Below are 15,830 nucleotides of genomic sequence, written 5' to 3' on the forward strand. Positions count from 1 at the left end.
CCTGGAAACAAGTTTGATTTCTTCATTAAAGTAAAAAATGCCACTAGACTTTTATAAATATCAAATTAGACTAAAGCAATTATAGCTGCAAGGATTTAGTCTATGGATACATCAAACTATTTATATCACCATGGTGAACAAGAGTTACATGGATTTTTAGCTTATGATGAAAAAAGTGATCAGCCAAGACCCGCGGTTTTAGTTGCTCATGATTGGTCTGGGCGTAATGATTTCGCTTGTGAAAAAGCACAAATGTTGGCTGAGATGGGATATCTCGGTTTTGCACTTGATATGTATGGACAGGGTCGCCAGGGAGCCAGTACCCATGAAAAAATGGCGCTCATGGAGCCTCTTGTGAATGATCGGTTATTACTTCGCGCCCGCATCCGCGCAGCCTACGATGCTTTGATAGGGATGTCTGAAGTCGATATGAATAAAATCGCAGTCATTGGTTTTTGTTTTGGTGGGCTCTGCGCTTTAGATTTGGCACGTAGTGGCGCCGATCTGCGAGGAGTAGTGAGTTTCCACGGTTTATTGAATAAGCCTCAAGATATTCCCAACAAAACCATTCATGCAAAAGTATTAGCTTTACACGGCTATGATGATCCCATGGTGAAGCCTGAGCAAGTACAAGAATTTTGTCGCGAAATGACAGAGGCCAACGTTGATTGGCAAGTACACATGTATGGGCATACACAACACGCTTTTGCTAATCCACATGCCCATGATACCCAACTGGGAACGGTTTATAACGCTAAAGCAGAACGCCGTGCCCTACAAGCAATGACCAATTTTTTACAGGAAGTATTCATATAGAGATTTTAATATAGGGAGATAAAGCTAATGGGTTTATCAATCGAAAGTCCGGCTTTTGCAAATAATGGATTTATACCTGTGCAATATACTTGTGATGGTGCTGATAGTTCGCCTCCTCTGCTATGGAAAGATGCGCCAGTGCAAACAAAATCTTATGTTTTAATTGTTGATGATCCCGATGCACCTGCTGGAACATGGGTACATTGGGTGTTATTTAATATACCCGCTGATGTTAAACAACTGAATGGATCAGGACTACCAGCAGGTGCTGAAAGTGGTAAAAACAGTTGGGGAAAAGTAGGTTACGGTGGACCTTGTCCTCCAAGTGGAACCCATCGTTATTTCTTCAAATTATATGCCCTAGATACTGTCTTGACGTTAACCTCATCCGCTAATAAGCAGGATGTGTTAAAAGCCATGCAAAATCATGTCCTTGAGAGTAGTGAATTGATTGGGCTTTATAGTAGGAAATCGTAGCTGCTTGTCCCTATCTATGTCGCCGACTTCCCGCGATCAAGCCGCGGGAAGTCGGGAGTGAACGAGTAATTACATGAAATCTTAAAAAACTCCCTACTGTCTCATTAACCCTAACTGCTCGAAACCCGAAAAAGAAAGACTATGATGTTTTCTAATAGGTGGGATACGCTTGGAAAAATTGAGTTCAGAGAATTGTTGCAGCATTACTTCAAAGACTTCATGCATTTCAACACGCGCTAACTTAGCCCCCAAACAAAAATGACTACCATAACCATAACTGAAGTGCTGATTTTTTCTCCTACTAACATTCGCCTTATCTGGTTCAGGGAAATAAGCAGGATCGCGATTAATGGCGTGAGTAGAGATAAAAATGACAGCCCCTTTGGGAATTTCTTCTGTACCTAGTATCGTATCTCTTTTTGTAACGCGAAAAATGAAGGTTACTGCTGGATCCAAGCGATTACATTCTTCTAAGTAATCATCAAGTTGTCCTGGATTTTGCCTTATTTCATGCCATAACCCTGGCATGCTTAAAAGAAGATATAAATTGTTGCACATTTGATCCGTGGTAGTTACTTGTCCTGCGACTAACATCATCACTGCTTGAGAAATAATCTCCTCATCAGTTAAACCAAAATGGGTTTGATGAGCTAAAAGGGTGCTTAAAAAATCCTTTCCTGGCGTTTTGCGGCGTACTGCAATCAGGTCAGCAAAATATTGATAGAGTTGTTTAGCACTGTGGTTGACTTTGATTCCATCGGCATCATAGTAACTCGTTGAGCCGCCGAAAAATTGTGTCATGTTATTTGACCAATGATAGAAATCGAGCCGTTCGTTTTCAGGGATAGCAAAAAGTTCTGCTAAAGTGGTTGAAGGGATGGTTTGTGCCAATTCTTTCACAAAATCATAAGGGGCATTATTCTTTAATGGAGCTAAAGATTGGGCGACCGTTTTTTGAATTAGAGGCTTTAACTGATCTATGCATTGTGAAGTAAATCCATGGTAGCAAATTCGTCTTCTACTGACATGAAGGGGTGCATCACTCATGACCATCATTTTGCTGACCACTTTAAAAAAATCTTCTATCAGCGATAAATTCATCTCTGGCATGCGTGAGATGAAGAAGGGGGTTCGATCGCAACTATAATCTTCACTAGTCAAAACCGCTTTAGCCAAATCATATGAAGTAACCACCCAAAATTTTCCTGGTTCCCACCAATAGAGTTCCCCCATTTCACGCAAATGCTGACTGAATTCGGCAGGTGTGGATGTCTGTTTTAACTGCATCAAGGTATAGGTCTTTTTCATAGAATTTGGATCCTTCTTAAGTGACGAGGGCTTTGCTGTTTAAATGCGTTGCGTCCATGGAGTAATGAAAAATTATCAGCGAACAAGTAATCACCTTGCTGCCATTGATGCAGGTAACAATTGTTTTCATTGCGCATGCATTGACTAAGCTCAGCCAAAATGTCTAGAGATTCCCGCGGTTCTTTATTCAAGACCCTGACCGAAACCGGGTTTAAATAATCTTCCCCAACAGGTTCGGCAAAGCGCAAAATAGTGCGTCCAGTTTGCGGGTGCTTTGTCACTAGATCACGCTGAATATTGCCACCATAATGAGCAAGCTTTTCTGTGGTAAATTGCAGGCGATAGTTAAGCCATTTTTTTTGCTGCTGGTCACTGGCTTTTTCCCAAACCATTTCCGTATTGACAAATAAGGTTTCTCCACCCATCGTTGCTAGAGGTGCCTCAATACAATGGAAAAATAAAAAACGTGGTTCTTGATGAAAGGCTCCATCCCAATGCAGGGGGACATCACTCTCAGTAAATAAATAATTCTTACTGTTTTTGTCTACTTTCATTTCCATCACTGGGCCAAAATCCCAGAACAGTAATTGTGCCTGTGATTGGCAATAGGCTAATAAGTCGTCGCGACTCATCGCTGCAAAACCTCTTAGTAGGACTACCTTGTGTTTGGCAGTCAACTCAAGGATGATCTTTAATTGCCAATGGGTTAAATCAAAATGATCTGCTGTATGCACCACATAAGGTGCAAAGTGTGTTAACTTAGCCATTTAATCCTTCCAAAACGTAATGATCATGGTTGAGTTTCGCTCCCAATCGCTCAGCTTCTTTACGTTTGATTAATTCCCAGGAATCGCCTTTTTTAAGCAGAACATTGTGCCATGGGGTTGCCCAACGATTTGCAGCCGGCAAAAACTGGATGCCAAGTTTGTCAGATCCGCAGGGTTGTGGATGAATGGATAGACGAAGTGCAGCAGGAAAGTGTTCTGCCAGTAAGCGAGACCAAGCATTGGAGCGTCTAACCACTTCATAAGCTGTTTCTTTGGCTAGTCTTCTGATTTGATTTTTCGATAAATGCTCATTTAAAGCGAGCTGATCTTCAACAACGAAACGATGAATGCCGTTAAATTGATAAAGGGCATGATTATCTAGGATGAGGCGCTGTTTTAGTGAAGATAAAGACTCGCCGTAGGCAGCCATCAATTGGTTGCGCATCAGTTGATAATTTTGTGTCTCGTAAACGTCATCCAGAGAAAAAACTGCCAGAAAACGCAGTTTTTGTTGTGCAATGATCTGTTTAATCCCCTGCTGATAACGATTGACCTCCTCATCACTGACTAACACCAAATCATTAAAGACTCTGCCATCTGAGCAAATAATCAGTTTTACTCCAGTTTGATGCAATTGATTAATGGATCGACATAACTCATTTAGACGATTTAAGCTCATTATTTCCCCAAGATCGGGGTCTGAGGAAAGTGTTTTTTGTCGATTGGCTGATTTAGCCGGGAAAGCTGGCAGAATAAGCGTAATCATTTCCTTCTTCTCGATTAGATTAAGCAGTCGTTTAAGATGGGGCTGTTGGCAATGGCTGCAGGGAAAACCATGAACGTGAGTTGAAAAAAGTCTATTACTTTCTGCCTGACGAACATTCGTAAAGAGTAACGCAAGAATTTTTTGTGCCTTGTCGATGATGGTTGTGTCCATAGAGAGTCCTTGGTCATTTCTCTGCAGTTAGCCTAGGTATTTTTTTAATAAATTGATAATATTAAGTTTTTATAAATTTAATAATATTTTTTTATAATGATTGATTTTGACGCCCTACGAATGTTTACATTTGTTGTGGAAAGCGGTGGTTTCAATGCGGCTGCTCACAAACTGTACAAAACACAGCCCGCGGTAACGAATGCCATTAAAAAACTAGAAGGGCAACTGGGTTTCCCATTATTTGATCGCAGCACGTATCGACCCCAGTTGACCAATAAAGGTGATAAATTTTATCAACGCGCCAAGGTATTAGTCGGGCACTGGCAACATTTGAATGAATTTGCCGATAATTTGCAGGCTGAAATGGAAAGTGATATTACCATAGCGATTGATGTATTTTATCCGCTGATCACGTTAAAGCCTTTATTTACTACCTGGCTTAGTCAATATCCGCAAACGCATTTCCATTTCCTTACTGAATCGTTGGGTGGGGCCTGTGAACGATTGGTTGAGCATGATGCCGATATTATTATCAGCGAAAATTTGATGAGTCATCAGGCTATCGAAGTTCTCCCTTTGCGCAATGAACGTATGCTTGCTGTTGCAACCCCAGAATTTATCTTGCGGCACAAAGAACAGTTGGCTGATTTAGATAGCTTAAGCGAATGCATGCAAGTGATCTTACGTGATTCCTCAAAGACAAATTTTTCATTTGGGGTTATTGAGCACTGTCGTCATTGGACGGTAAGTGATGTCGTGGCTAAGAAACACATCATTCTTGCGGGATTAGGCTGGGGGCGCTTACCCGAACATTTGGTTGCTAAAGAGCTGACCCGAGGAGCGCTACAGAGGCTAATAGGGAATCATTTCGATGAGCGTCTCATTACATTATCCGCGATTCGCTTGCAGAAACCTGTTTATGGTCCTATTGTAGAAAGACTTTGGGCTGACCTTGCAATGTTCAAAATTAGTTCGCTTTGAGTGGTGAATCAGAAGAAAAAGCAAAGACCAATACTGTTGTTCATAACCAATAAGGAATATTTACTATGCACAAATTGATTAATACTATGCTGCTACTCCTTGTTTTGTTCCCTGTTTATGCGACAGAACCTTCAGAAGAAGAAATACAGTCTCAACAATATGACCAGGAAGCATGCGTACAAAAAATCCTGAATCCATGTATTGAAAAATGCAAACACCAAGATGATATTGACTGCAGACAAGCTTGCCAGGAAAACGCTAAAAATGAATGTCGTCAGGCGGGTGAATAAGATACGTCCTAGTGTTCCTCTTCTTTTAGTACTCATTGTTCCTGAACCATAAGCATGATATAAAATCACGCGACGACTCATGCCATTAATAAAAGGAGCAAAACCATGTCAAATAAATTCAATGAGGTAACAAAAGGAATCAGTGCCCAATTAGCAAAAATGCGAAAAGAAATGCCAGAGGTGATGGCAGGTTTTTCTGCACTCTCGCAAGCGGCAACCAAAGATGGTGCATTAGATAAAAAAACGAAAGAACTTATTGCCATGGCTCTGGCTGTAGCAAATCATTGTCCAGGATGCATTGGTTTTCACTCGCAAGCGTTGATCAAGTTGAAAGCTACTCGCGAAGAGTTAATGGAAACGTTAGCGATGGCGGTGTATATGGGTGGTGGACCTTCTTTAATGTATGCTGCTGAGGCTTTGGAAGCATATGAAGAGTTTAATGCTTAAATCACTTAATCTAGCTATTTTAAGTAGGTTGGGCTTGTAAGCTCAATGATAATATTAATGACGAACGTATCTAGTCGGGCTAGAAGCCCATAGCCGTCAGGCTAAGAAAGAAATTGTTTGTTTAACTTATTGAAATAATAATAAAAAAAGCTAGAGTACCCTTTTAAATTTTTTCCCGCCAGGAAAACAACCAAAAGGGACTCTATGCTGCTGGATACCCTATCAAATATTCCTCAAGAAATCTTTAAATTTTTTACTTATGAAGCGGATCGGATAGGAAAGGAAACAGGTTTTCAGAAACGCCGTTCAAAATTGACACCTAGTGTTTTTATAAAATCATTGATAACGCTCTGTTTTTCAGAACATTTTAATTTGGAACTTTTCTGTGGATTGGTAAAAACGCAAAAAGTTTATATCAAAAAACAATCATTACATGAGCGATTTAACGAACGAACAGCCGGATTTCTTAAAGCCTTTTCATTATTCTGTTTAAAGCACTTTCAAATGAAAAAGTTACCTCAACTCCAAGGATTGGAGCAATTTAGTAGCCTTAACATCATTGATAGCAGTACTATATCCTTACATCAGGCGCTGAATGAGCTTTTTAAAGGCAGTGGCGGAGCCGCATCCAGTTCCGCTATGAAAATCCAAATGATGTTTGATTATCTTGGTGGACAAATAAAAGAGCTTACTCTAACTTCGGGCTGTGATAACGATCAGGGCTTTGATAATTATTTTAATACTATTGAAAAAGGAGCTCTTTATTTAATGGATTTAGGTTATTTTAAACTGAACACGTTTAAGAAAATTATGGAAGAAAACGCTTTCTTCATAAGCCGCTTGCTCACCGGAACTAAACTTCTAACACAAGATAAGAAACCTTTTGATTTACTCGTTACCTTGGAGAATGCTGCACCATTCTTTTCTCAGCAGGTCCTTATGGGAGCAACGCATAAAATTCCTGTCCGCTTGGTCGCTCAACGATTACCACCAGTCATTGCCGAGCAAAGGCGGAGAAGACTTATAAAAGATCATCGTCGCCGTGGTTCCACACCAAACCAGGAATCGTTGGCTTTACAAAGTTGGTCTATTTATATTACCAATACCTCTGAAACTCAAATCAATAATAAAGCAATTCATCAAACGTATGCTTTACGATGGCAGGTAGAACTCCTCTTTAAATTAAGTAAATCCTTAATGCATATTGACTCTATCAAAACTAAAAAGTTTGCTCGAGTGATTATTGAAACCTATGGTAAGTTTATTGCAATGATGCTTTTGTTTTTGCTATGCAATCCCATGCGCAACATAGAAGGCAAACAACTTTCTTTTTATAAAGCCTGTCACCAACTAAGTTCCAAGGCTACTGGATTGATTATCGCCCTCATGTCTCCTTATCGATTAAAGCATTTCTTGAATGATTTCTATGAAAATCTCTCCCTCTTTGCTATCAAAGATTCAAAAAAGAAACCTCTTTTGACCTTTGACTTCTGCGAAGGAGAGTGCTTTTAAACTCTTAGCCTGACGGCTATGGGCTAGAAGCCCGACCTACAGCTCGATCAAGATCGTTACCTGTCATCCCGTTCTATGTCAAACTTTTTTTATGGCAGAGTTCGATCTGCAATCAAATATATAGGACAGAGTCTTCATTAGGCTCTGGGAGCTTGGAAGTCGTTTTTCCTAATGAATTCCCAATCAATAAGGCTAATCCCGCTAAGGCTAGTATCAGCCCAATTCCTATTAAACCCATACTAACAGGAAAACTTAAGGGGAGGAGAGGAGTCAAACTCAATCCACCAATAATCATCGTACTCGCTCCCATAAATAGAGAAGTGGCACCAGTTGCTTTGAAGTCTAAAGAGCTTTGACGTGTATTTTTTATGAGAGCAATAGAAGGATCTTCATCTATCTGGGAATCAACTTTCGGAGGAAAAAGTTGATAGGGATTCGAGCTGTTGCGTAGCACTTCTGGAGAAGATTTTTCAACGCTCAGTGGTGATGGCGGTGGTGTCTCAATGGTAATAATCTGTTCGTGCTTGATTGGCTTTTCTTGAGGGTTATCGGCTTCTTCAATGATCTTGGCTAATTCTATTCCAAGGCTTGCAGTTTTAGGTTGATAAACGCGACCTGTTGCTGCTAGTGACGCTAAGTTAGCTAAGCAATGTATCCAACAAATGTAAATGCCTATGGGCTGTTGTGCACCAGCGAGAAATCTAATTTTATCGGAATATGATTTTAAAAATTCATTGCTTTCAATATCCTTCTGCGCAGTGATCCCTACACCACCCTTTAATCTGGAGTCTGTAATAGTTATCTGCTTAAGATCACCATTTTCATCCATTTCAGCGAAGAGACTGTGCCAGTGGGCGTGCCCCTGGTCATCGGCGTAAAGCCTCATATGGCAAACCTTAGCGTTAGGTGTTCCTATTTTTATAACAACCTCTTCAGCAAAGCGGTCCTCTAACCTTAAGATTCCTAGCGCTGTTTCATCGCTGTCCACACTGAAGGATACTTGGGATGCTGAACTGGAAGGTAGGCCAAAGGCTTTTGCGAGCGTAAAAAATGCATCATGCAGAGCATCAGAGACAGTGCCTGTCTCTAGTTGTTCATCTAAGCTAAGAGCTTCTTGGGCTTGCATTAAGGGTAGTAATGGATTCATAGTCCTTCCATAACTGCAACTAGTGGTACTATACCCCGTTGCGGTCAAATTGTCAAAAAAATTTACAATTTGTTTGCGTAAACCACTGCCTTAGTGTGATAGTAAAGAAGCCATATGTTCCATTTGTTTTGCGTGCGTATCAGATTGACAAGGATATTTTTTGGTGATGCCAAGCCACGCAACTTGAGAAACAGTCATTTTATCTTTGTCGCTCTGTTGACTAGAAATTTCGCGATAAGTTTCCAAGATGATTCCATTTAAGATGATTGCATTGAGTTTTACCCCTTGCGGAAGGCAAAATAGTGGCTTTCCTTGCGCTTTTGCTAATTCATTTGCTTGCAGTATTGTTTCAGCAATGCTTTCATCGGCTATAAATAACACATTCCGCGCCGATCTTGCCCATGCCTGAGCTTGGGGATCGGCTTTGATCTCCATTTGTGGAATGCTATTGGAAATGTTCATGTAGTGCTCCATCGTATCCGCACTGGCGGCTAACGTAGATAGTAAAAAAAATGAGAAGACTAAAAGGCGCATAGTTATTCCTAGAAGTATAGGGTCTGTTACATTTCGCTAGCTTGAGTCAAAATGGCATGATTATCGAGCACCGCAACGCAGCATACATATAAGAGTATGTGAGTAGCGGAGCACAGACAATCATGCCATTTTGGCCAAGATAGTAGAAATGTAACAGACCCTAGCCCATTGTGTCGAATAGGTAGTAGTGAGCTGGGCGATCTTTGCATATAAAAGGACCACATTCGAGAAATGTACTGATTCCGTTAGCAAGAATCAAGAGGAGAAAGAAACTCATTAATGCATAAAGCCACCGTCCTGGGGGTTGGCTTGGCTCATAAAAACCCCTTTCAAATAAAAGCCCTATTGCTACCAGACCAATAATGATAGCAAAACCAATCGCAGACCAGGTGTAGAGATATAATCCCAATAACGGCGAACCATACCCTAGGTCTCCAGGAGATACATGCAGAAAAATTTGCCGTAAAGCGATACCAAGCCCAAGTAAAGATGACAGTATCATCAAACCATAATAACTGATTCTAATCCCATTCATTAAGCTCATACAAAGGCATAACCCCACACCGATAAAACAAATCCTCTGCAATAAACATAGGGGGCAGGGCAAGTCATGATCGATTAACTGTTGATAGAATGCAAATACTAAAATAAAACAACTCAGCAGCAGACCGAGCATATTACCCAATCGATGTAACTTATTTTGTGTGATCATATTTGCACCAGATGACTATGGTAATTAAAGAAGAGCATGGTTAAAAACAAGCATAATAAAAATTGCAATTTGATAAAACGGTTGGGTTTAAACACAATTTGCAACCCAACAATGAAATAGAAAAGAAACAAAACGGTCATCATGATAGTTCTACCTTATTTGCTATAAACGTGTTCCATATAACTTATTAATTCCTTCTCCTCGATGGGGCATTGCGTCAGACCTACGTACTTATCAGGACGAATGAGTAGAGCAGTAGGTTCATTGATGGCAAATTGTCTATGAATGGTTGCATCGGGTTCTAAAAAAATGGAAGTAAACTTTGGAAGCTCACTCCCATTGGTAAGGACAAGATGGGTTTTCATTAACGTATTAAAGCGCTCATTCATAGTAATCGCTGTTTTTAAGGTGTTTGGCAAAGAAACATTGTCTTTCCCTGCGAACAAAAACAGATGATGCATTGTGCCACGAGTGATTTCATGCAATTGTTTAATTGCTTTCGTTTCCCCATCAGTTAAAGGAAAATTTGCAGAAAATTCACCAATCTTAAACACCGTTTTTTTTCCTAAACATTTTACGATGGGACTTTTGGCATAAGAGATATTTAATTCAGCTAAATCTGTGGTGATGTATTTTTTAACGAAATCAAAGGAGGTAAGGAACCTAAAAAACTTATTTCGCAATGCAATTAACAAAGGGTGTCTAATTAAAATCATCTTTGTCATAACATCTGTCTTTTTTAGGACCTGCTCACCAATAGGGTGACGCTCGAGATGATAACTGTCCAAGAGGGTCGTCGGTGCAGAAAATTTTTCTACTAAGGCAAGTTTCCACACGAGATTATAGATGTCCTGCATACCTGTATTGAGACCTTGACCACCCATAGGACTATGAACATGCGCTGCATCCCCTGCAAAAAATATGCGATTATAGCGATAGTTGTCAATTTGCCGGTGAGCGATGCCAAATTGTGTAATCCATATTGGATCAGATAATGTCGCTTTTTCGCCAGTGCGTACCGTGAAGACGCGTTGAATGTCTGCTATGGTAGGTTCTACATAGGAGATTTTTTCTTCAGCAGTCATAACTAGCCGGTAGCGGCTCTCTCCAATTGGAAAACAAGCCACGGGTCCTTGCTCGCTAATATACATAACCATTTTATTCTTAGGTAGACTCCAGTCAATGAGAAGGTCAGCAAGCCACCATGTTTGCTTATAACTTTCACCAGTGAATTGGGCACCCACAAGCTCTCGTAGGGTGCTATGAGAACCATCACAGGCAATGACCCAGGAGACATTGAATTTCTCAGTGTTCCCATCATGGTGTTTTAATAAAGCGGTAACCCCATCATGGCTTTGTTCAACACTAAGAAGTTCGGTTTGCCACTCAACACGTAATCCTTTGTTGACCAATCCCTGGTTTAAAATCCTTTCAGTTTTATCTTGTGGCAAATCAATTAAAAAATGCCGACTGGCTTCCACGTGGGCGAAGGTAACATCAGCGAGGATTTCGCCTTGGGATTTAACAATGGCGCCGAGAATCTGGCTACCTTGACTAAGAATTTCATCGATAAAGCCACAATCTTCCATGACATCAAGAGAGCGAATATGAATCGCTAAAGCTTTTGATTTATCACTTAACTCACTTTTTTTGTCAACGATACGGCAGCGTAAGCCATGGCGATGTAATTCATTCGCACAAAACAAACCAACAGGCCCCGCGCCAACAACAAGAACATCCATTTGCACAGCCATAACGACTTACTCCCTAAAATGCCTGACAGCAATAAGTAGATGTGTAATTCTTATCACTTCACCCATAAGGCGCTCTGGGGAAAGAGTAAGAAATGTCGTTCCCAACCTCTTCTTGGGAAGCCAAGATTATTTCTTGTTCTGTCTCCTTTGGGGAATCAAAGGTTATTTTTTGATCCGTGCTAACTGGCTTGTTTTTCTTGGCAGCGAAAAGAGTCCACATCCGCCGAATTTCTGTACCCAATGAAACATCATAAATTTGCTTGGGATTGAGTGCAAATTGCTTAGCTATTAAATCGGTAGCAAAGTTAGCAACGCAAGCCACATCTTCAAAGGATAAACAGGAATTGACATATCCTGTATGCAGGTCTGATGTAAATTGCTCAGCGTGTAGTTGACGACGAAGTTTCCAAGGAACCAAGGACAAGTAATCTTCCCATGTCTTGATTTTGATAATTTTAGCTTCTGTTACTCCTTCTACCTGGGTTAGTTCAGATTCTAGTTTCTGACATTCGGGAGCACCTAATTCAAGATGATAATTATTTTCACCCGGTGGCAGATTGATATAGACGCTACATAGACGACCTTCTTCAGGATCGGGACGAGCATCACGAGAAGTAATGAGAGCGAGATCTCCAAACCCCTGGGGTTGGAGTCCATGTTCAAAGAATTCTTGTTGTGGTGGATACCCTTTTAAATGGCACACTGCGACATTATAGCGATAGTAGGACAAGTTCTCTGTACACGCCTTTTCAGTTTCACTTAGGTTGAGCCCAAGCTTTTTCCAATGCAAGGGGGATAAGGCCAAGATCAGATAGTCAGCTTTAAGTTGTATTTTTTCCCCCTGCTGTAAGAAACTGACACATATTCCATCCGTGCGATCAATAGAGAATATTTCTACCGAGGTCAGGACGTTAAAATCAGCAGCCACGGCTTCCATTAACCGTTGAAACCCCCCTTTGATACCATAGAAAGGACCTTCGCTTAACAGCGTCGGGATCATTTGCATGGCAGGGATGGTTGTATGTCCCAAATATTCAAAAATAGCAAAGGTGGGACAAACCTGCATGGCACCATAACCAAAACCTGTAACCAGTGGTCGCAGCAAATCATTTAGCTTGGTTAAACCTTTAAGCTTTGCAAATTCAGCGAAAGGCAGTTCGTATTCTTTGGGCAAAGGCAATTGATTATCGCGAATATATTCATAGTTACGCAAAGCTGCTTCATAACTAATCAATTCCTGTGCGAATTGTGCCGAAAAGGTCAGTTTGCCTAATTTATCCTTCTCATAAAATTGCTTCATGAAATTTATAGAATTTATTTTTGTGGGAAGCACCTCTTCTAGTTGAACACCTTTTTCTTGGATGGCGTCTAGAACTACACCATAGTTATGGGCGATGAGTTCTGCTCCAAATTCAGTAGTGAGATCGGGGTTATCGGGATCGGTGTAGGTGTGACATTTTCCTCCCACCCAGGGTTGTTGTTCCAGAATTGTTATATTTTGAGTGGGCACCCCAAGCTTTTTCAGAGCACGGGCACTAAAAAGACCTGAGGGACCGGCACCTACGATAATAAACGTGGTCTCAGATGTTATTGCTTCTTTTCCCTTGTTTTTCGGCATAAGTTCACTAAATCCTTTTAGGCTATTTAAGCTAGCATAAAATTAAATATGCATGATTGCAATTTAATGCCGAATGGAGGTTTTCCAATGAGACCTCTATCAATTGCAGCTCCATTTCATTTGATTCAAGATGGAATAGACCTCATTGTCACCAATCACCAAATGATCGAGTAATGTCACATCAATCAATTCCAGAGCACGATTTAAATGCTTCGTCACAGCGATATCTTGAGGGCTTGCGTCTGATAAGCCTGATGGATGATTATGTGCAAGAATCAGTGCTTGAGCATTTATTTTTAATGCACGTTCGACAATAGGTCGCGCATAAACCGTGGCCAAATTAATCGTACCGGTAAACAATTCCTCATAAGCTAAAATTCGATGTTGGCTGTCTAAAAATAAGGCGACAAAGGTTTCATTTTTCCTATCTCTTAACTGACGTTTAAGGTAAGCATAGGTTTGTTGTGAATTATTTAATTGAATATCCTTTTGTAAGCTGATGAAATCACTACGAAGACAAATTTCTCGCACGGCCTGGAGTTGCACATAACGTACTATCCCTAGTCCTGATACTTGTTTAAATGTTTGATAATCAGCATTTAATATGGTGCGTAAATCTCCTAATTGCTTGAGTAAATCAAAGGCTAATTGCACACAAGATTTTTTCTTACTCCCTGAACTAATTAAAACAGCAAGTAATTCGACATCCGATAGGCTTTTTGCACCTTGAGTCAATAGCTTTTCACGCATATTTAACGCCCGAGTACTGGCGGATTTTGTCATTTTTATTCCTTTCTTGCGAGGTTTATGGTTTGATCGCGAATATTCTTATTAAAAACCAAAAGCCATGCAAGATTTTGCTACGAAAAAAATAGTGTTGGGTATCTCAGGTGGGATTGCTGCTTATAAATCGGCTTATCTTGTTCGTGAGCTGACAAACTTAGGCGCTGAAGTACGGGTGGTGATGACAGCTTCTGCACAACAATTCATTTCACCCTTAACATTCCAGGCCTTAAGTGGTCATCAGGTGGGTATCGATTTGTTTGATGAACAAGCTGAACGTGGGATGGGCCATATTGAACTTGCTCGCTGGGCTGATTATCTGATCATTGCACCTGCCTCAGCCAATTGTTTGGCTAAAATGGCAAATGGCTTGGCTGATGATTTATTAACAACGCTATACCTTGTGGCGGAAACCCCTGTTATCGCTTGCCCTGCAATGAATCGATCCATGTGGAGGCACCCTGCAACGCAGGCAAACTGCGCATTATTGCAACGTAGGGGGGTGATGTTGGTGGGACCAGAAGAGGGAACTCAAGCTTGTGGAGAAGAAGGATTAGGGCGCTTGGCAGAGATAGAATCCATCATTAATGCGTTGCGCCTTTATGAAATCAACGGGATACTAAGAGGAAAAACCATTCTTATGACCGCTGGCCCCACTTGCGAAGCAGTTGATCCCGTGCGTTATCTGAGTAATCACAGTTCAGGGAAAATGGGTTATGCTTTGGCTGAAGCCGCCAGTCGAGCGGGTGCTAAAGTCATTTTAATCAGTGGTCCCACATCATTAATTCCTCCTGCAGAGGTTGAAATGCATTACGTAGACTCAGCAAAAGCAATGCATGACGCTGTCATGAAGCATCTTCAGGAAGGCATGATTTTTATTGGGACGGCAGCAGTTGCTGATTATCACATTGAATCCCCGGCACATGAAAAAATCAAAAAGAAAGATGGTGACAAATTAGAGCTCAAATTGACTCTAAATCCTGACATCATTGCCGATGTTGCAGCAAGTGGAAAAGCCTCATTTGTCGTAGGATTTGCAGCGGAAACCACGGATGTTATCAAGCATGCAGAAGAAAAAATGCGCGTTAAAGGACTTAATATGATCGTGGCTAATCAAGTAAGCGAGGGTAAAGTTTTTGGCAGCGACTATAACCAAGTGACCGTGTTGACAAAGGATAAGCAATTCGAGCTCCCTTTAATTCATAAGGTACGCGCTGCTGGGCAAATTATTGCAATCCTTGCAACAAGCATTCAAAATGACAGCCATGCACATGTAGGACAATAATATGAAACAGACCATTCAAGTAAAAATTCTGGATGAACGTATTGGCAAAACGATTGAATTACCTCATTACGCAACACCAGGCTCTGCAGGACTTGATCTGCGTGTTTGCACGGATCATCCTATTCAAATCGCCTCCCAGGAAACGGTTTTATTGCCGACAGGTCTGGCGATTCACATCATGGATCCCAAGCTTGCAGCAGTTATTTTGCCTCGTTCTGGTCTAGGCCATAAGCATGGGATTGTTTTGGGTAATTTAGTGGGCTTGATTGATTCGGACTATCAAGGTGAACTCAAAATTTCTTGTTGGAATCGAAACCACGAACACTTTACCGTCAATCCCGGTGATCGGATTGCGCAATTGGTTTTTCTTCCAGTGGTTCAAGCGCATTTTGAGATTGTTGACTCATTTACCGAAAGCAGTCGTGGCGAAAGTGGTTTTGGGAGCTCAGGGAGGCAGTAGTT

At 41.0% G+C, this 15,830-nt stretch carries 18 protein-coding genes; 8 read left to right on the forward strand and 10 right to left on the reverse strand.

Features of this window, described 5'->3' with window-relative positions; all coding sequences use genetic code 11:
* Nucleotides 1-102 precede the first annotated feature (102 nt).
* Together CKV79_RS01860 and CKV79_RS01865 are read left to right on the forward strand one after the other, a co-directional pair.
* Nucleotides 103-816: a dienelactone hydrolase family protein gene (locus tag CKV79_RS01860; RefSeq protein ID WP_028374132.1), complete on the forward strand. Its 714-nt coding sequence runs from the start codon at nucleotides 103-105 to the stop codon at nucleotides 814-816.
* 27 nt (nucleotides 817-843) lie between these two features.
* Entirely contained in the window at nucleotides 844-1,293 is a 450-nt protein-coding gene (locus tag CKV79_RS01865) for a YbhB/YbcL family Raf kinase inhibitor-like protein (protein ID WP_028374133.1), read from the forward strand.
* A gap of 93 nt (nucleotides 1,294-1,386) precedes the next feature.
* Here the strand turns inward: CKV79_RS01865 and CKV79_RS01870 are convergent, their stop codons facing one another.
* Genes CKV79_RS01870 through CKV79_RS01880 form a run of 3 tightly spaced genes read right to left on the reverse strand, consistent with a single transcriptional unit; the run spans nucleotide 1,387 to nucleotide 4,305 of the window.
* A complete protein-coding gene (locus CKV79_RS01870) occupies nucleotides 1,387-2,601 on the reverse strand; it encodes a cytochrome P450 (protein ID WP_028374134.1) in 1,215 nt (404 codons plus the stop codon).
* Nucleotides 2,598-3,368 carry a TauD/TfdA dioxygenase family protein gene (locus tag CKV79_RS01875; RefSeq protein WP_028374135.1) on the reverse strand — a complete coding sequence of 257 codons (771 nt, stop codon included), beginning with the start codon at nucleotides 3,366-3,368 and terminating at the stop codon, nucleotides 2,598-2,600. The genes CKV79_RS01870 and CKV79_RS01875 overlap by 4 nt, the downstream gene beginning before the upstream one ends.
* Complete coding sequence (locus CKV79_RS01880; protein WP_051546259.1) at nucleotides 3,361-4,305, reverse strand: isocyanide synthase family protein; 945 nt, start codon at nucleotides 4,303-4,305, stop codon at nucleotides 3,361-3,363. The genes CKV79_RS01875 and CKV79_RS01880 overlap by 8 nt, the downstream gene beginning before the upstream one ends.
* Nucleotides 4,306-4,425: 120 nt before the next feature.
* Between CKV79_RS01880 and CKV79_RS01885 the strand changes: the two genes are divergently transcribed.
* The 4 genes from CKV79_RS01885 to CKV79_RS01900 all read left to right on the forward strand — a co-directional run bounded on the left by CKV79_RS01885 (nucleotide 4,426) and on the right by CKV79_RS01900 (nucleotide 7,535).
* Entirely contained in the window at nucleotides 4,426-5,286 is an 861-nt protein-coding gene (locus tag CKV79_RS01885; protein ID WP_231950171.1) for a LysR family transcriptional regulator, read from the forward strand.
* A gap of 65 nt (nucleotides 5,287-5,351) precedes the next feature.
* The gene (locus tag CKV79_RS01890; protein WP_028374137.1) at nucleotides 5,352-5,576 is read left to right on the forward strand and encodes a hypothetical protein; all 225 of its coding nucleotides are present in this window, start codon (nucleotides 5,352-5,354) and stop codon (nucleotides 5,574-5,576) included.
* A 105-nt stretch (nucleotides 5,577-5,681) separates the two neighbouring features.
* Nucleotides 5,682-6,023 (forward strand): carboxymuconolactone decarboxylase family protein, encoded by a 342-nt coding sequence (locus CKV79_RS01895; RefSeq protein ID WP_028374138.1) that lies wholly within the window; start codon nucleotides 5,682-5,684, stop codon nucleotides 6,021-6,023.
* 204 nt (nucleotides 6,024-6,227) lie between these two features.
* Entirely contained in the window at nucleotides 6,228-7,535 is a 1,308-nt protein-coding gene (locus CKV79_RS01900) for an IS4 family transposase (protein ID WP_095141691.1), read from the forward strand.
* Between the two features lie 112 nt (nucleotides 7,536-7,647).
* On the opposite strand, the gene CKV79_RS01905 is transcribed toward CKV79_RS01900, so the two are convergent.
* The 7 genes from CKV79_RS01905 to radC all read right to left on the reverse strand — a co-directional run bounded on the left by CKV79_RS01905 (nucleotide 7,648) and on the right by radC (nucleotide 14,083).
* The gene (locus CKV79_RS01905; RefSeq protein ID WP_028374217.1) at nucleotides 7,648-8,682 is read right to left on the reverse strand and encodes a hypothetical protein; all 1,035 of its coding nucleotides are present in this window, start codon (nucleotides 8,680-8,682) and stop codon (nucleotides 7,648-7,650) included.
* A 90-nt stretch (nucleotides 8,683-8,772) separates the two neighbouring features.
* Complete coding sequence (locus tag CKV79_RS01910; RefSeq protein ID WP_028374218.1) at nucleotides 8,773-9,216, reverse strand: hypothetical protein; 444 nt, start codon at nucleotides 9,214-9,216, stop codon at nucleotides 8,773-8,775.
* Between the two features lie 160 nt (nucleotides 9,217-9,376).
* Complete coding sequence (locus tag CKV79_RS01915) at nucleotides 9,377-9,928, reverse strand: disulfide bond formation protein B (protein WP_028374219.1); 552 nt, start codon at nucleotides 9,926-9,928, stop codon at nucleotides 9,377-9,379.
* A complete protein-coding gene (locus CKV79_RS14105) occupies nucleotides 9,925-10,071 on the reverse strand; it encodes a DUF5993 family protein (RefSeq protein ID WP_207385265.1) in 147 nt (48 codons plus the stop codon). The genes CKV79_RS01915 and CKV79_RS14105 overlap by 4 nt, the downstream gene beginning before the upstream one ends.
* Before the next feature lie 12 nt (nucleotides 10,072-10,083).
* Nucleotides 10,084-11,682: an FAD-dependent monooxygenase gene (locus CKV79_RS01920; protein WP_028374220.1), complete on the reverse strand. Its 1,599-nt coding sequence runs from the start codon at nucleotides 11,680-11,682 to the stop codon at nucleotides 10,084-10,086.
* Nucleotides 11,683-11,740: 58 nt separating this feature from the next.
* Entirely contained in the window at nucleotides 11,741-13,300 is a 1,560-nt protein-coding gene (locus CKV79_RS01925; protein WP_051546281.1) for an FAD-dependent oxidoreductase, read from the reverse strand.
* Between the two features lie 99 nt (nucleotides 13,301-13,399).
* Nucleotides 13,400-14,083, reverse strand: a complete 684-nt coding sequence (gene radC, locus CKV79_RS01930) for a RadC family protein (protein ID WP_028374221.1) — start codon at nucleotides 14,081-14,083, stop codon at nucleotides 13,400-13,402.
* Nucleotides 14,084-14,147: 64 nt separating this feature from the next.
* On the opposite strand from radC, the gene coaBC reads away from it, so the two are divergent.
* Complete coding sequence (gene coaBC, locus CKV79_RS01935; protein WP_028374222.1) at nucleotides 14,148-15,368, forward strand: bifunctional phosphopantothenoylcysteine decarboxylase/phosphopantothenate--cysteine ligase CoaBC; 1,221 nt, start codon at nucleotides 14,148-14,150, stop codon at nucleotides 15,366-15,368.
* A 1-nt stretch (nucleotide 15,369) separates the two neighbouring features.
* Nucleotides 15,370-15,828, forward strand: a complete 459-nt coding sequence (gene dut / locus CKV79_RS01940; RefSeq protein ID WP_028374223.1) for a dUTP diphosphatase — start codon at nucleotides 15,370-15,372, stop codon at nucleotides 15,826-15,828.
* Nucleotides 15,829-15,830: the final 2 nt, after the last annotated feature.

This window comes from Legionella lansingensis (assembly GCF_900187355.1).
Classification (GTDB): domain Bacteria; phylum Pseudomonadota; class Gammaproteobacteria; order Legionellales; family Legionellaceae; genus Tatlockia; species Tatlockia lansingensis.

Excerpts from the sequence above, each read along its gene's own strand:
- CKV79_RS01860 (WP_028374132.1), top strand. The coding sequence starts at position 103 with ATGGATACATCAAACTATTTATATCACCATGGTGAACAAGAGTTACAT.
- CKV79_RS01865 (WP_028374133.1), top strand. The coding sequence starts at position 844 with ATGGGTTTATCAATCGAAAGTCCGGCTTTTGCAAATAATGGATTTATA.
- CKV79_RS01870 (WP_028374134.1), bottom strand. The coding sequence starts at position 2,601 with ATGAAAAAGACCTATACCTTGATGCAGTTAAAACAGACATCCACACCT.
- CKV79_RS01875 (WP_028374135.1), bottom strand. The coding sequence starts at position 3,368 with ATGGCTAAGTTAACACACTTTGCACCTTATGTGGTGCATACAGCAGAT.
- CKV79_RS01880 (WP_051546259.1), bottom strand. The coding sequence starts at position 4,305 with ATGGACACAACCATCATCGACAAGGCACAAAAAATTCTTGCGTTACTC.
- CKV79_RS01885 (WP_231950171.1), top strand. The coding sequence starts at position 4,426 with ATGTTTACATTTGTTGTGGAAAGCGGTGGTTTCAATGCGGCTGCTCAC.
- CKV79_RS01890 (WP_028374137.1), top strand. The coding sequence starts at position 5,352 with ATGCACAAATTGATTAATACTATGCTGCTACTCCTTGTTTTGTTCCCT.
- CKV79_RS01895 (WP_028374138.1), top strand. The coding sequence starts at position 5,682 with ATGTCAAATAAATTCAATGAGGTAACAAAAGGAATCAGTGCCCAATTA.
- CKV79_RS01900 (WP_095141691.1), top strand. The coding sequence starts at position 6,228 with ATGCTGCTGGATACCCTATCAAATATTCCTCAAGAAATCTTTAAATTT.
- CKV79_RS01905 (WP_028374217.1), bottom strand. The coding sequence starts at position 8,682 with ATGAATCCATTACTACCCTTAATGCAAGCCCAAGAAGCTCTTAGCTTA.
- CKV79_RS01910 (WP_028374218.1), bottom strand. The coding sequence starts at position 9,216 with ATGCGCCTTTTAGTCTTCTCATTTTTTTTACTATCTACGTTAGCCGCC.
- CKV79_RS01915 (WP_028374219.1), bottom strand. The coding sequence starts at position 9,928 with ATGATCACACAAAATAAGTTACATCGATTGGGTAATATGCTCGGTCTG.
- CKV79_RS14105 (WP_207385265.1), bottom strand. The coding sequence starts at position 10,071 with ATGATGACCGTTTTGTTTCTTTTCTATTTCATTGTTGGGTTGCAAATT.
- CKV79_RS01920 (WP_028374220.1), bottom strand. The coding sequence starts at position 11,682 with ATGGCTGTGCAAATGGATGTTCTTGTTGTTGGCGCGGGGCCTGTTGGT.
- CKV79_RS01925 (WP_051546281.1), bottom strand. The coding sequence starts at position 13,300 with ATGCCGAAAAACAAGGGAAAAGAAGCAATAACATCTGAGACCACGTTT.
- radC (WP_028374221.1), bottom strand. The coding sequence starts at position 14,083 with ATGACAAAATCCGCCAGTACTCGGGCGTTAAATATGCGTGAAAAGCTA.
- coaBC (WP_028374222.1), top strand. The coding sequence starts at position 14,148 with ATGCAAGATTTTGCTACGAAAAAAATAGTGTTGGGTATCTCAGGTGGG.
- dut (WP_028374223.1), top strand. The coding sequence starts at position 15,370 with ATGAAACAGACCATTCAAGTAAAAATTCTGGATGAACGTATTGGCAAA.